A 15,942-nucleotide genomic window follows, 5' to 3' on the forward strand; every position below is an offset into this window, starting at 1 on the left:
AATCATTATAGAACTACATAATCTATTTATTATACCAAGACTATGCCAATTCTCAAAATGAAATAGTAGGCAATCACAAGAAAAAAGACTATCGGGATTTCGATAGTCTTTTTAGTTCTATTCTTTTTTCGTAACAGGGATCCATATCTCACAACGATAGTCCTCTGCGTCTGGTCTCCCTGGAAGATATAGCTCAAACTCAGGTCCGCCTGTGTGCTCGTAGCCTGTGGAAGGGAACCACTCCTGGAAAATGCGTGCCCATACCTGCTGGATCGCATCAGGCATCGGCCCTACTGAGGTGAACACAGCCCAACTTGCAGCTGGAATTGTTGTAGAAGCAAAGCCCTGTGCATCAGTCTCTGGAGTAGCTTCGACAGCGATCCAATAGGAGAAGGTTTCTTTATCATGGTTCATGTCAGAGCAGATGCCTAATAAATCCTTATCTTCACCGAGCTCAATCAGCTTATCCGACGTACCATTTTCATTAGCTTCTATCCACAACTGAGGGATGCGGCGCAGATTCTCCCCATCCTTCGTTGTCATTTCCTCTACTAGTCCGATAACATTAAAGGCGTCTCTTTTCTCAATTCTGTAGTCCATTTCTTTATCTCCCTTCAGTGATAGATGGAAGGAGAGTCTAGGGAAAGCCTTGAGCTGTACCCCTGACTCCCGCGCAGCAGAAGGAGTAATTCCATGTGCCTTGCGGAATGCTTTGGCAAACGACTCGGGCGAGTCATATCCGTATTTCAGTGCAACATCCAGCACTTTAACTTTAGAAATAGCAAGCTCCTGTGCAGCCAGAGTTAATCTGCGCTTACGGATATAGTCTTTAATAGATACTCCGGTAAGCATATTGAACATGCGCTGGAAATGAAAGGGGGAGGAGTAAGCAACCTTGGCGATTTCTTCAATGGTCACAGATTCCTCCATCTTGCTCTCCATATAATCTAAAGCTTCTTTCATGCGGATAAGCCATTCCAAGTCCGTCATCTCCCTTTAAGTTCATACTATCAGGCTACATTTGCAAAATCCTGTTATTCCGTGCTCTCTAATGACAGGTAGCAGGCAGAAGGATAATCTCATAAAAAATCATCCTAAATAGTATAACTCAGGAAGATAGACAAAGTTAGTCTTTCAATCGATACACTCTTGCTTCATAAGGTCGTAATAATTCCCGTGTGGGTGCATCATCAGGGTAATTTCCAATAATAAGTTCCGTAGCCTTACTTAGCTCTGCGGAAAGATCAACAGTCTGTGGAACCTCATTGAAATTGAGCAGCACCAGCCACTTCTCGTCATCCAGAGTACGCGTATAGGCATAAATATCCTCATGCTCTGGCAAAAGTAGCTTGTATTCGCCATAAGCCATGATCGGATTTTTTTTGCGCAAAGCAAGCAGCCTTTGGTAATAATAGAAGATGGAATCCGAATCCGCCAGGGCCTGCTCCACGTTAATTTCCTTGTAGTTCGGATTAACTTTGAGCCACGGCTCCCCTTCAGTAAAGCCGGCATTCGCAGAATCATCCCATTGCATCGGAGTGCGCGCATTATCACGGCCTTTGATATGAATAGCGTTTAGCACGCTGTTAGGATCAGCGCCGCCTTCGGTAACCTTTTCGCGATACATATTGAGGATTTCAATGTCTTTATAATGTTCAATGGCTGTGAACTTTACATTAGTCATCCCGATTTCTTCGCCTTGATAAATATAGGGCGTTCCTTTCAGCGTGTGCAGTAAGGTAGCGAGCATTTTGGCAGAGATCACACGATACTTACCGTCATCCCCGAATCTTGAGACCATACGTGGCTGGTCATGATTGTTAAGATAAAGACTATTCCAACCCTTATCCGCCAGACCCACTTGCCATTTATGAAGAATATCGCGCAGCTTCGACAACGTCCACGGGGCTACGTCCCATTTGCCGTCAGGACCCGAGTCCACATCCATATGCTCGAACTGGAATACCATTTGCAGCTCTTTGCGTTCCTCGTCCGTGTAAAGGATGGCATCTTCAACTGTAGCGCCAGGAGTCTCGCCGACAGTCATAATGTTATAGTTGGATAACACTTTGTCATTCATTTCATGTAAAAACTCATGAACACGTGGTCCATTCATATAATATTCGCCACCCCAAGCAAGTTCCCCGGGAGCAAGGCCGTCTCTATGAGAGGAAGGGAGACCTTCCACTTTGGAAATCATATTGATTACATCCATTCGTAGACCATCCACACCCTTGTCGAGCCAGAAGGTGATCATCTTGTATAACTCCTCACGCAGCTGCGGATTCTCCCAGTTGAGATCCGGTTGCTTGCGCGAAAACAGATGCAGATAGTATTCACCAGTGGTTTCATCCAGTTCCCAAGCCGGGCCGCTGAATACAGAACTCCAATTGTTGGGGCGCTCACCATCTGGTCCACCCGGACGCCAAATGTAGTAATCGCGATATGGATTATCTTTTGAAGAACGGGATTCTACGAACCAAGGATGCTCATCTGAGGAATGATTGATTACAAGGTCCATCATCAGTTTTATGCCACGGGCGTGCAATCCAGTCAGTAATTCTTCCCAATCCTGCAATGTGCCGAACTCATCCATAATATCTTGATAATCGCTGATGTCATAACCGTTATCGTCATTTGGTGATTTATATACAGGTGACAGCCAAACTACGTCGACACCTAGCTTTTGCAAATAATCCAGACGTGAAATGATTCCTTGCAGATCTCCAATCCCGTCACCATTGCTATCTTGAAAGCTGCGGGGATAGATTTGGTAGACAACGGCTTCTTTCCAAAAGGTTCTGTTCATTCAAAATCACTCCTTATATAAGTTATCTTCCTAAAAAATAAAGAGACCCCAAAAGCATTAAGCTTCAAGGGTCTCTTGGGTGTAAGTTTTATACTGTGACGGAATTGCTATCAGCAGTGATGCTGCTTAGTCCGTTTACGGTATATTCTTTGTCGTAGATAGTAATAGAAGCAGGGATATCAGTTTCATTCGTAACAGTAACTTGTGCATCCGTAACGCTTACTTTCAGACGGGAGCCGCGGAACATGATTTTAAAAGAGTAAGCGGTCCAGTGACCTGGGTTAGATGGGCTCAGTGTCAGTCTGCCGTCATGCACGCGGAGTCCGCCGAAACCATGTACGATTGACATCCAAGTACCAGCCATGCTAGTGCTGTGCAAGCCGTCTTCTGTATCATTGTTATAGTTATCAAGATCCAGTCTTGAAGTACGCAAGTACATTTCATAGGCCTTATCCTTATATCCCAGCTCACTGGCTAGAATGGAGTGGATACAAGGGGAAAGGGAGGACTCATGAACAGTGATCGGTTCATAAAAGTCGAAGTTACGTTTTTTGGTATCGAGATCGTAACGGTCACCCAGGAAATATAATCCCTGCAGAACGTCTGCTTGTTTAATGAAGCAAGAACGCAGGATACGGTCCCATGACCATTTTTGGTTGAGTGGCAGATGCTCACGTTCCAGATCTTTGACTTGAATGATCTCTTTGTCCAGGAAGCCATCTTGTTGTAAGAAGATACCCAGCTCTTCATCCGCAGGATAATACATCTTAGCAATGATGTCTTTCCATTTTGTAGTTTCGCTCTCTTGCAGCCCTAGTTTGTCAACTAGCTCAGCATAACGAGTAGGCTCATTTTCTTGCAAGTATGCCAGTGCTTCCATGGTATATTCCATAGTCCACGAAGCCATACGGTTCGTATACCAGTTATTATTAACGTTATTCTCATATTCATTCGGGCCCGTTACGCCGAGCATTACGTATTTGTCTTTGCGTGATGCATAGTGAACACGTTCTTCCCAGAAGCGGGAGATTTCCACGAGAACCTCAAGGCCATATTGTCCCAGATAAGCTTTGTCTCCGGTGTAGTTCACATAGTTGTAAATAGCGTAGGCAATGGCACCATTCCGGTGAATTTCTTCAAATGTAATTTCCCACTCGTTGTGGCATTCTTCACCGTTCATAGTAACCATTGGGTATAGCGCACCTTTTTTGAATCCAAGCTTACGGGCATTTTCTTTAGCTTTCTCTAAGTGCTTGTAACGGTAGATCAACAAATTGCGGGCAATGGAGGAGTCCGCCGTACTGAGATAGAAGGGAACGCAATACGCCTCTGTATCCCAGTAAGTGCTGCCGCCGTATTTTTCACCGGTAAAGCCTTTAGGGCCAATGTTCAGGCGGTCATCTTCACCATTATAGGTTTGATTGAGTTGGAAAATATTAAAGCGAATCGCTTGCTGAGCCGAAACGTCACCTTCAATGATGATGTCGCTTTCTTTCCATTTTTCTCTCCAAGCTTCAATTTGTTCGGTCAAAAGAGTTACAAATCCGGCTTCCTTAGCAGCTTGCAGAGCAGTTTGGGCGGCGTCGACCAATTGTCCCAGACCGTGATTCCGAGAAGTAACATTGGCTACATATTTATAAATGACGATTTGATTGCCTGCTTGTGCGGTTACGTCCAGTTTGCTGGCTACATATTTCTCTTGTTCGATCGCTTCTGCTTCGGCAGTTACCTTCTCACCATTGACAAGGATATCAAAAGACATAGCAGAGGTGACATGGAAGTCGAGTTTCTTAGTCTTTAGAGTGAGATGTCCATGATCAGGTCCTGCTTGTTTCTCAACTTCATTCCAGAATTTCTCGTCATAGTTGGAATCCTTGTTCTTCACATCACCATCAAGATAAGGAGTAATCGTAATCTTGCCTGAGAAATTGACAGGAATGATGGAATAGCGAATCGCGCCGATTTCTTGACGAGTCATGCTTACGAACCGGATACTTTCTACTTTAACTTCCTTACCATCTTCGAGAGTGGCAGTGAAGCTACGGGAGAGCGTTCCTTCTTTCATATTAAGTACACGGCGGAATTCGGAAACGGTGCACTTTGCCAGATCAAGGGGGGTACCCTCGATATCAATGTTAATACCGATCCAGTTCGTGCTGTTAAGTACTTTGGCAAAATATTCAGGATAGCCGTTTTTCCACCAGCCGACACGTGTTTTGTCAGGGTAGTAGACGCCCGCCATGTAGCTGCCTTGCAGGCTGTTGCCGCTATATTGCTCTTCGAAATTAGCCCGGCCACCCATAAATCCGTTACCAAGACTAAATACGCTTTCAGAAATTTCTTGCGTCTGTGGATCAAAGGATTCCTCAATAATGGACCATTCATCAATTGTTAAATATTGTTTCACGATAACCGCTCCTTTAAATATGTTAGGGGGATATATAAAATGAACAAATCTTTTGTTAAACTTCCGGTGATATAAAAGTGACTGCGATGAATCTTTGGACTTTCGATCGCTGTTATAATCAGATTTCTATATTTAAACCACATTTTGCGGATGAAATCTGATTATAAAGGCGAACGCTATGCTTCTACAGTTCCAAAATTCCTCTCCGTCACTTCATCACCAGAAAGTTAACGATTAATTATTAGTTCATTTAATCTCTGGTAGGAATGTCCATAACAACTCAAATCAGTACTATTTGAGTTCATTATGTTCACTATATTTATGCAAAAGATTCTTTGAGCATGGACACACTCATATGAGCGAGCGATGGAACCACAATATTCGCGGCACTGAGGGTTTCCGGCGAACCAATGCCAACACTGAACATACCGGCCCGGGTAGCGGCCTCAATTCCCGCTTCTGCATCTTCGAAGACTACACAATGTTCAGGTGCGGCATCCAGTGCTTTGGCTCCTAACAGGAACACTTCCGGATCTGGTTTAGCAGCACTAGTATGAGTTCCATCGATGATTGCATCAAAGTAAGGGGTTAATCCGGTATTATTCAAGATCGTCATAGCGTTTTTACTGGCAGAACCGAGAGCGACTTTGATGCCATTCGTACGGCACTCTTTTAGGAAATCAAGCGCACCTGGCAGAATCTCAGAACTGTCCATTTTTGCAATATATTCGACATAACGATTATTTTTCTGTTCCGCAAGCTTAGCTTTCTCTTCTTCAGCAATCGTTAGTCCACCGATTTCCAGCAAAATATTTAGTGAAGCCGTTCTGCTGACTCCCTTAAGGCGTTCGTTATCTTGTTCTGTGAAAAGAAATCCCAGTCCATCTGCAAGCTCTTTCCAAGCGATATAATGGTATTTGGCTGTATCGACGATTACTCCGTCCAAGTCGAACAAGCAGGCTTTAATTTCCGACATTGTAGTACCTCCTAAAAGTTTTGACAGCGTCGTGATCCAGCGGATGCCGTATTAGAATCTTATTAAACCGTTTAAACTTTGATTAAGATGTGTAAGTTTATCCTAACCTAAGATCCTAGAAATCACCCATAAAGAACTGGATCATTAAGTATTGTATGATTTAGCGCAAACGTTTGTACAGATTTTCAAAAAATAAATGAAGCGATTAAACGCTTCACTTATTCATTCGGTTTTATGCTTTGCCTGAGAGTGCATGGATGACTCTCTCACGATCAGACGATGGGGAATGACAAATCGGTTGGTATGACCTGAACCGTTATCCGGACTCTTGATATTTTGGATAAGTACTTGTGATGCGGTGTAGCCAAGATGATAAATTCCTATATCAATACTGCTGATCGGAGGACTAGATAATTCAGATAATGGAATATTGTTAAAGCTTACAATGGCGAGATCGTCTGGAACCTTGTATTTCAGTTCATTCAACCCGCGCAAAATTCCGAACGATACCATGTCATCCACCGCTACCAGCGCAGTGGGTCGATTCGGCAAATTCATGAAAAAGGACATCGCTCTATAGCCGCTATCCTGTAGAAATTCACCCTCTACAATCCATTCATCCCGCATTTCTAAACCGCTATTCTGCAATGCTTTACGATATCCGGCGAGACGGTCACGAGAAACGATTAGATTAGGTGGTCCACTTACGAAGCCAATACGTTTATGCCCCATGGAAATGAGGTGGTTCGTAGCATCGTATGCTGCCATCACATTATCATTATCGACTGATAAAATATTCTCATATTTATCACTCCGGCCAACAAGCACGAATGGATAATCGTTGCTCTCTAGAAAATCAATAACGGCATCATCCGTACGAGAGTAAAGCAGAATAACGCCGTCAACACGGCGACCCTTCAGAAGTCGTGAAACGGCTTCCAGTTCTTCTTTCTCGTTCGCTCCGGAGCTTATCAGCACATCATAACCGGAACGGCTGGCTTGTGTAACGATCCCGCGAATTAATTCCATAAAAAATAGATTAGAGAACAGCTCTTCAGCAGGTTTAGGAAGACTGAAGCAGATGCTGTTAGTAGTTTTCGACACCAAGCTCTTAGCCATCATGTTAGGGGTATAGCCCATATCCTCCATAATAGCTTTAACTTTGCGGGAAGTTTCCAGGCTGATTCTGGGATGGTTGGACAATACCCGGGATACCGTGGAGGGAGATACTCCCGCTTTCTTGGCCACATCCTTAATGGTAACTGTCATTGAAACCTCCTTATGGAACCGTTTGCTTTACACAGTAATATTAATCTAAGAGTTCTAAATTGTAAATAGATAAAGTCATTCAAAAGGAGGAAATTGCTACTTTTGGAAGGAACACAAGAAATTTCAATGTAATATTGTTGCTTTTCACCAAAAAAGTATGAATGATTCGGGAATTTTGATCTTAATATGTATAAATGCGGTCTGAATTTTGTGAAAAGAGCATTCGCTGAATGCAAACGTATGGCTTAAAGGATGCAAGAACTTAGCTGAAAGGAAGGGAAGAACAAGTCTCGTTTTTATTGCGGCTTTAAATTGAGCTTTTATTTTAGAAAATACTGGTTGACAATACCGTAAATTCGGCATTAGTATGTAAATCAAAATACAGCAAGCGTTTTCATTGGGTATTTTTAGGTTGTAATCAGTTGCACTAACGATCGGGTTTTATGGACTAGTGTTTGTGCATAGCTTTTTGCAAACGATTGCACTAATTTCGACATGATGTATCAAGCTTTTACTTTGATAGAAGGATGGTGACAGCGTTGAATTGGCTTGACGAGCCCTACATATAGACCTTCTTCACCTTCAGAAGGAATTCGCATGATTTATAATCTCATAAATTGGTGGGGTTTGTGAAATCATGTATCCGCTTGCAAAAAGGGAATTCATAATTATGGGAGGTTTTTCAAAAATGAAAATAAGTTTATGGGGGAAGAGGGCATTTGCGATCTTTATGATCATTGCTCTCGTGTTCTCTGGTCTTGGACTACATCCTGTTAATGTTACAGCAGCAACGACGAAGGTTGTGTTGGTCGGGGATCTGCAGTCTAAATTTACATCGACAGATGCGGAAACGCCGGGTAAGGATTGGGATGAGACATCGGTAGTTACCCAAATGACCTATTCAGATAATGGCCTATATTCTTTTACAGGCACATTGCCGGCAGGAGAATATAACTACAAGGTTACTCTAAATGATTTATGGGATGAGAACTATGGATTCACAAGTTACACCAATCCTCAGGGGAGCAATGATGGGGAGAATATTCATATCAAGCTGGAAACAGAGACTGCCGTGACCTTTTATTATAATGACTTAACTCATAAAATAGCCGATTCCACGTATTACACACCGATTGCTTCCGCTAAACTACCAAGATTGACAGGAAACCTGCCGGCAGAAGCACTTACCACATTATCTGATCCTGATTTTGATGATGTTTATAGTACGGTGGCTACCCTTCCTAAGGGAGATTACACCTACCAAGTTTCTGTTCCAGGAGACGGTGAAGCCGGGGATCAATTGTATCCCGAAACTGCTAATAATCTGAGTCTTCCTTCCGATCTGCCGGTTACCTTTAAATTTAATCCACTGGATGGCAGTGTGACAGCTGAATATAAAATTCCTTCTGAACCTGTTGAGGTTACCCCTGTTCCGGCTGGACACATCCGTATTCACTACAATCGGACAGCTGGTGACTATGAAAATCAGGGATTATGGACATGGGATGATGTTCAATCCCCTTCCGCAAATTGGCCAACAGGTGCAACTCCATTTCCTGAAGGGCAAATCGATTCATATGGTGCTTATGTTGACGTGCCAGTGAAGGATGGGGCCAAGAAAATTTCGTTCCTTGTGGTAAACCGAGTCACTCAGGCTAAGGATGAAGGCGATAAACTCTTTGCCATTAACACGCCTGAGACGAATGAAATTTGGATCAAGCAAGGGTCAAATGATGTAACACCGTATGAACCAGTTGCACTTGCTCCTAATACAGTGCGAATTCACTATACCAGAGCTGATACAAATCATGATCAATACGGACTGTGGCTGTGGGATGACGTCGTAGCCCAATCCGAAAATTGGCCGTCTGGTGCCACTCCTTTTGTGGCAGATCAAACAGATCGTTATGGTGCATATGTTGATGTTCCGCTTATTGAGAACGCGAAGAAAATTGGCTTTATTGTGATGAAACCTTCGAACGGTGATAAGGACGGTGACAATAAAACCTTTAGCCTGCTGGATCGATACAATCAGCTATGGGTTAAAGAAGGAGACAACAATGTTTATGTTTCTCCGTTTGGAGAGACACCAATTGGCTTAGTATCCGCAGAGGTGTTGTCGACGAGCAAAATCCTTCTCGGCTTCACACTGACTGACGGTTTGGATCCAGCAGCCTTAAAGTCAGCAATTACAGTTAAGGATAAAGAGGGTGCTGCAGTCCCGATTACTGCTGTAACCCTTACAAGCAAAACTTCAATCGAAGTGGATACAGAAGCTTTTGATTTGGAAAAAGTTCCGCTTAGCGTTACCTATTCAGGTAAAACAGTCTCCGCCGCAAGTGGCTGGAGAATGCTTGATGAAATGTACAATTATACAGGAGACGATCTTGGAGCTACGTATAATGCTGACAAAACAGCCACATTGAAATTATGGGCACCTAAAGCAAGCGGAGTCGTTGTAAATCTTTACGATAAGAATGACTCTAACGTGCAAGTGGGTAGTGTTGCTTTAACACTCGGCGAGCAAGGGGTTTGGTCAGTCCAGCTGAAGCCAGCTGATTTGACAGGCACAGCGGCAACAGATGTAAGGGGCTTCTTTTATCAATACGAAGTAACGAATGACGGTGTAACCCATAAGGTCCTTGATCCTTATGCTAAATCAATGGCGATATTCACTGTGGATACCACAGGTGCTGCTGGTGCCGGCGGGGATACAGTGGGCAAAGCGGCTATCGTTGATTTAAGCCAGACGAACCCTGATACCTTTGGGTATGCTGATATAAAAGGCTACGAAAAACGTGAGGACGCCATCATCTACGAAGTCCACGTGAGAGATTTTACATCGGATGTATCGATCGAGGATAGTCTGAGTGGGGAAAGATGGGGTTCTTATAGCGCTTTTGAAAAGAAACTTGATTATATTAAATCTCTTGGTGTAACGCATGTTCAGTTGCTTCCTGTGATGGCTTGGTATTACGGGGATGAGACGAAGATGGGGACTAGAGAGCCAGATTATTCAGCAAAAAACAATGAATACAACTGGGGGTATGATCCTCATAGCTATTTCTCTCCGGACGGGGCTTATTCACAGAATCCTGCCGATCCAGAAGAGCGGATTAAAGAATTAAAAGGTTTGATTGATGCCGTGCATGAAGCTGGAATGGGTGTCGTTCTGGACGTAGTGTATACTCACATGGCTAAAAAAGAATTTTTAAACGACATCGTACCTAATTATTATGCCTTCCAAGATGCAAACGGTAACTTTATCGGGGGGTTCGGCAACAATTTAGCCACCAACCATAAAATGGCTGAGAAGCTGATGGTTGATTCGGTAAAATACTGGTTTGAAGAGTATAAGATTGATGGAATGCGCTGGGATATGATGGGCGATGCGACAGCTGATGCTGTTCAGCATGCTTATGATGCCGCGGCAGCAGTGAATCCGAAGGCACTCTTTATTGGTGAAGGCTGGAGAACATTCGGCGGCGCTGCGGCTGATCCTTCTCTCGCTGGGCAAGGTGCAGATCAGGATTGGATGGACAAAACGGATAGTGTCGGTGTTTTCTCCGATGAATTCCGTAATGAATTGAAGTCTGGTTATGGTTCCGAAGGTCAGCCTAGATTTATTACCGGTGGAGCACGTCCGATCGCTACAATCCTGGACAATATTAAAGCTCAACCTTCGAATACACCAGCAGATGATCCGGGTGATATCGTCCCATACATCGAAGCTCATGATAATCTGACACTTCATGATGTCATAGCACAATCGATCAAGAAGGATCCGGATATTGCTGAGAATGAGCTTGAAATTCAGCAGCGGATCAGATTAGGAAATATGCTCGTATTAACTTCTCAAGGTACAGCCTTTATCCATGCCGGTCAGGAATATGGGCGGACTAAGCAGTGGAAGGGCACAACGGATCCTGAGGATAAATTCACAGAGATGTTCGACAATAACAACCAATCGTTTGGCTATTTCATTCATGATTCTTACGATTCATCGGATGCAGTTAACATGTTTGATTGGACCAAAGCAACGGATGAATCTAAGTTCCCGGTACAGAACACGACAAGAAAATATACGTCGGGTCTGATGGAGCTGAGAAAATCAACGGATGCCTTCCGATTGGGCGATAAGGATTTGGTTGACTCTAACATTAACCTGATCCCTGCTCCAGAAATGAAGGATAACGATCTTGTCATCGGTTATTCCAACAAAGCAACAGATGGTACTGGCATCTATTATGTCTTCATGAATGGTGACAGCACAACTAGAAAGCTGACCTTATCTGAGGATTTGACGGGTGGTCAAGTTCTTGTGGACAACGATGAAGCTGGTGTTACAGCGATACCGGCTGCGCAGCAGACAGGTTTTATTTTGACAGCAAATTTAATTACATTAGAGCCTTTGACGGCTGTGATTATTCAAAAGGAAGCTGCACCAGTTACGCTGACCTCTTTGGAAACAGATAGTGCAAGCTACACGCTGGCAGCAGGAAATACGCATCAAACCGCTGTTTTTGCGAAATATGATGACAATAGCAGAAGTAATGTTACTAAGAAGGCTACTTACCTTTCCAATAAACCTGAAGTGGCTACAGTAACTGATAAAGGTCTAGTCAAAGCGGTTGGGCTAGGAACGGCAACCCTTACTATCTCTTATGAGGGTGTTTCCACAACCGTCACCGTTAAAGTTACTGACAAACGATATGTTCAATTCACTTATACCCGTAGCGATAAGGACTATAAGGATTGGAATATCTGGGTTTGGAACACTGGAGCTAAAAATGACCAGATTGATTTCACAACCTTTAAGAATGGCACAGCGAGCGTTCTGATTGAGGTTGCGGAGAATGCAACAAGCGTTGGATTTGTCCTGCGCAAAGGTACGGATTGGAACACGGGAAAACAAGACTACCCGGACGATCGTGTCATACCGTTGACCCCTGGTGAACCGTTCACTAAAGTGTATGTAACCAGTATGGTTAAAGAGCTTGATATCAAACCAAGTATTAGCGGCCCTATTTTAAAAGATGGAACGATTACTTTCAGATACCGCGACGACGCTTTGTTCCGTAATGGAAATATGGACGCAATAACAGCTGCTAAAGTAAAAGTGAACGGCACTTCGTATCCAATGATCTATGATCCGGCTAACGAGTGGTTCACTTATACACTGGCTGATTTAAAAGAAGGTATGTATAAATATACTTTCTTGATTACTAAAGACGGCGTCACTACCGAAATTACAGATCCAAAGAATACGGTGAATGATGAATCTGTTATTGATTATCATCAACCTGTCGTTACGATTACGACATCCGTAAGTCCAGAGGCAGTCACATCCAATCAGAATGCTGTTGTAAGCATCAACGCTTCCTCTTCGGAAGAAGTAACTTACTCTGAAGCATATATGGATTTAACCAATCTTGGAGGACCTAGCAAAGTTAAGCTGGATACGGAACTCTTGAAACAAACGGTTGCTGTGAAAGACACGGTGTCAGCGGGCATCAAGGATATTCCGATTACGCTCGTAGACCAATACGGCAATGCACATAAGGAAAAGGCTACACTTGAGGTAAAAGCAAGAACCTATACAGGGGATAAGCTGGATTTTGATTGGGATGAGGCCCGGATTTATTTCGCGCTTACAGACCGGTTTAAAGACGGTGACCCAACGAATAATGAGAATGTAAATAAAGATCATCTGGAAGCTTATCATGGTGGAGATTTCCGGGGGATGATCGACAATCTCGATTATTTGCAAGAGCTAGGAATTAACACGTTATGGATCACGCCAATCGTAGATAATATTGATTTTAACAAAGGCGTTGACTTTGGCAGCGAACAATATGGATACCATGGGTATTGGGCAAAAGATTTTACCAAGCTCGACGAGCATCTTGGCGATATGGCAACCTTCAAGGAGCTAATCGAAAAGGCGCATGACAAAGGGATCAAGATCATGGTTGACGTTGTACTCAATCATACGGGTTACGGTCTGAAAGCTGAGGATACTTATCCGACAATTACAGCTGAGGATAAAGCACGTTTCGAAGGGATGCTGCGCACGGATGGTGTATCCGCAGATACAGATCCAATTAAGGGTGAGCTTGCTTTCCTGCCAGATTTCAAGACGGAAGATCCAGCCGTTCGTGAAAAAATTATCGCTTGGCAAACAGGCTGGTTAGACAACGCACGTACGGAACGTGGAGACACGATTGATTATTTCCGTGTGGATACAGTCAAGCACGTGGACGATACGACTTGGAAAGCCTTTAAAAATGCACTGACAGCGATTGATCCAAACTTCAAAATGACCGGCGAATACTTCGGTGGAACCATTGATAACAATGGTGGAATGCTCGAAACTAGCCAGATGGATGGTCTGCTTGATTTTGGATTTAAAGATGCAGCCAGAGATTTTGCAAATGGTAAGGTAAACAGTGTGGATGCTTATCTGCAGGAACGTGAATTAAAGATCGATAATACGAAGATAATGGCTCAATTCCTGAGCAGTCACGATGAGAATGGTTTCTTGTCTGATTATGTGGGAGGCGATAAAGGCAAGCTGAAGATTGCTGCAGCTCTGCAAATTACCGCCAAAGGACAGCCGGTAATATACTACGGAGAAGAACTGGGGAATTCCGGAAGCAATGCTGGAAATATGTCTGAAGGTCAATTCAGTGAGAACCGTAAGGATATGCCTTGGGATCAATTGACGGCAGAGAAGCCACTACATGACCATTATCAAAAGCTGTTGAATATCCGTGCGAAGTACTCCAAAGTGTATTCCAAAGGTGCGCGCACGAAGCTCGCAGGTTCAGATGATTCAGGTTATTTAGCTTTCAACAAATCTTATGAAGATGAGAACGTAGTGACGGTAATCAATACTAAAACTAGTGGGAATTCTGTAACGATTCCAGTACCGTTTGCTGCCAATTCATCGGTAACCGATGAATACAGCGGTAAAACATACATGGTTTCCGAAGATCAAAAGGTAAATATTGATTTGCCAGGCAGAGATGATGGAGGCACGGTTATTTTGGCGGAAGTATCGGATGTTATACCGACACCAACGCCGACACCAACGCCGACGCCGACACCATCGTCAACGCCAACGCCGACACCAACGTCGACGCCAACGCCAACGCCGACACCAACGTCGACGCCAACGCCAACGCCGACACCAACGTCGACGCCGACACCAGAAGTAACACCGTCGCCTGAGGTGACACCAACACCAACGCCAGAAGCCACAGCGGCACCAACCTCTGGAGTTGTTGTTAACCCTAGCCCTACGCCGCCAGCGGATACTCAGGTTGTGAATGAGGATAGCTTGAAGAATGGTAAAGACGGCAAGGTGCAAATTGATGTTGCTGCCGGTAAGACAGCGGTACGCTTACCTTTACAAGCTGCACAAATACTAGGAACTAATGATCTTGTGTTTAAAATGGGAGATCTGTTAGTTACTATCCCTAGCCAGCTTTTAAGTACAATGCCAAGTTTAGCTTCAAGTATTGATGGGGTAGGTGCCCAAATCTTGCTTGAACTGAACCCACTGGCGCAGTCTGCTGCGAAAGCCATAGTAGACGGTTTAATCAAAGACAGTGCTCATGTTAGCTCTCTTTCCGATGTATTTGAATTCAGACTTAGCGTGCTGATGAAAGACGGTACTCGGATTGTAATTAAGCAGTTCGATGAGCCGATTACGATCTCATTCAAGATTAAAGGGCAATTCAACAAGGACTTAATCGGAATCTATTATTTAAGTGATAATGGCGGGTTAGAGTACGTGGGAGGACAGCTGAATGGAGATGTGATCACGGCACAAGTCACACATTTCAGTAAGTATGCTGTGCTTGAAATCGATAAGTCGTTCAAAGATGTTCCTGCAACCTATTGGGCATTTAAGGCGATTCAATCACTTGCCGCCAAACAAATTGTGTCAGGGGTCACTACCTCTGAGTTTGATCCGAAAAGTAATGTTAGCCGTGCGGAATTTACAGCACTACTAGTACGTGCACTTGGCTTAAAAGCGGAAGGGCAGGTCCTGTTTACTGACATCAGGTCAGATGCATGGTATGCCTCATATGTAGCCACAGCTACTAAGCTGGGTATTGTTAGTGGACGGAGTAATAATATTTTTGCGCCAAATGCATCAATTACCCGTGAGGAAATGGCTGTTATGGCGATCCGCGCACTTGAAGTGAAGTCTGGTAAGAAGCTTGAACCTTTAGCAGCCTCTACGGCATTTACTGACGCTTCAAGTATTAGCAAGTGGGCGGAAGCCTATGTGAAGACTGCAGCAGACTTAGGACTCCTGCAAGGCCGAGAGAACAATCGATTCGCTCCAAAAGCATGGATGACCCGCGCAGAAAGCGCACAGGTTATTTATACGCTGCTGAGCAAGTAGGCTAAACTAAGGTGTGCTGAATTCTGGCACCCCTTAGTTTGAGCAGCGGTTAGCATTTTAGT

The 15,942-nt window shown here is 43.9% G+C and carries 6 protein-coding genes; 1 reads left to right on the plus strand and 5 read right to left on the minus strand.

Annotated elements, in window-relative coordinates; genetic code table 11:
• Positions 1-117: 117 nt before the first annotated feature.
• The 5 genes from NST94_RS08510 to NST94_RS08530 form a co-directional block, all read right to left on the minus strand.
• Positions 118-981: an AraC family transcriptional regulator gene (locus NST94_RS08510; RefSeq protein WP_175618914.1), complete on the minus strand. Its 864-nt coding sequence runs from the start codon at positions 979-981 to the stop codon at positions 118-120.
• Positions 982-1,126: 145 nt separating this feature from the next.
• Positions 1,127-2,809 (minus strand): alpha-glucosidase, encoded by a 1,683-nt coding sequence (locus tag NST94_RS08515; protein ID WP_036684397.1) that lies wholly within the window; start codon positions 2,807-2,809, stop codon positions 1,127-1,129.
• Positions 2,810-2,897: 88 nt separating this feature from the next.
• The gene (locus NST94_RS08520) at positions 2,898-5,216 is read right to left on the minus strand and encodes a glycoside hydrolase family 65 protein (protein ID WP_280752676.1); all 2,319 of its coding nucleotides are present in this window, start codon (positions 5,214-5,216) and stop codon (positions 2,898-2,900) included.
• A 319-nt stretch (positions 5,217-5,535) separates the two neighbouring features.
• A complete protein-coding gene (gene pgmB / locus NST94_RS08525; protein ID WP_076279393.1) occupies positions 5,536-6,192 on the minus strand; it encodes a beta-phosphoglucomutase in 657 nt (218 codons plus the stop codon).
• Positions 6,193-6,414: 222 nt separating this feature from the next.
• Positions 6,415-7,461 (minus strand): LacI family DNA-binding transcriptional regulator, encoded by a 1,047-nt coding sequence (locus NST94_RS08530; protein WP_076195090.1) that lies wholly within the window; start codon positions 7,459-7,461, stop codon positions 6,415-6,417.
• A 688-nt stretch (positions 7,462-8,149) separates the two neighbouring features.
• Here NST94_RS08530 and NST94_RS08535 point away from each other — a divergent pair.
• Complete coding sequence (locus tag NST94_RS08535) at positions 8,150-15,880, plus strand: pullulanase (RefSeq protein ID WP_339281876.1); 7,731 nt, start codon at positions 8,150-8,152, stop codon at positions 15,878-15,880.
• Positions 15,881-15,942: the final 62 nt, after the last annotated feature.

Source organism: Paenibacillus sp. FSL H8-0282, assembly GCF_037963825.1.
GTDB lineage: Bacteria > Bacillota > Bacilli > Paenibacillales > Paenibacillaceae > Paenibacillus_AQ > Paenibacillus_AQ odorifer.

Bases quoted from the DNA above. Each gene is read 5' to 3' on its own strand.
- NST94_RS08515 (WP_036684397.1), bottom strand. From the start codon at position 2,809: ATGAACAGAACCTTTTGGAAAGAAGCCGTTGTCTACCAAATCTATCCC.
- pgmB (WP_076279393.1), bottom strand. From the start codon at position 6,192: ATGTCGGAAATTAAAGCCTGCTTGTTCGACTTGGACGGAGTAATCGTC.
- NST94_RS08530 (WP_076195090.1), bottom strand. From the start codon at position 7,461: ATGACAGTTACCATTAAGGATGTGGCCAAGAAAGCGGGAGTATCTCCC.
- NST94_RS08535 (WP_339281876.1), top strand. From the start codon at position 8,150: ATGAAAATAAGTTTATGGGGGAAGAGGGCATTTGCGATCTTTATGATC.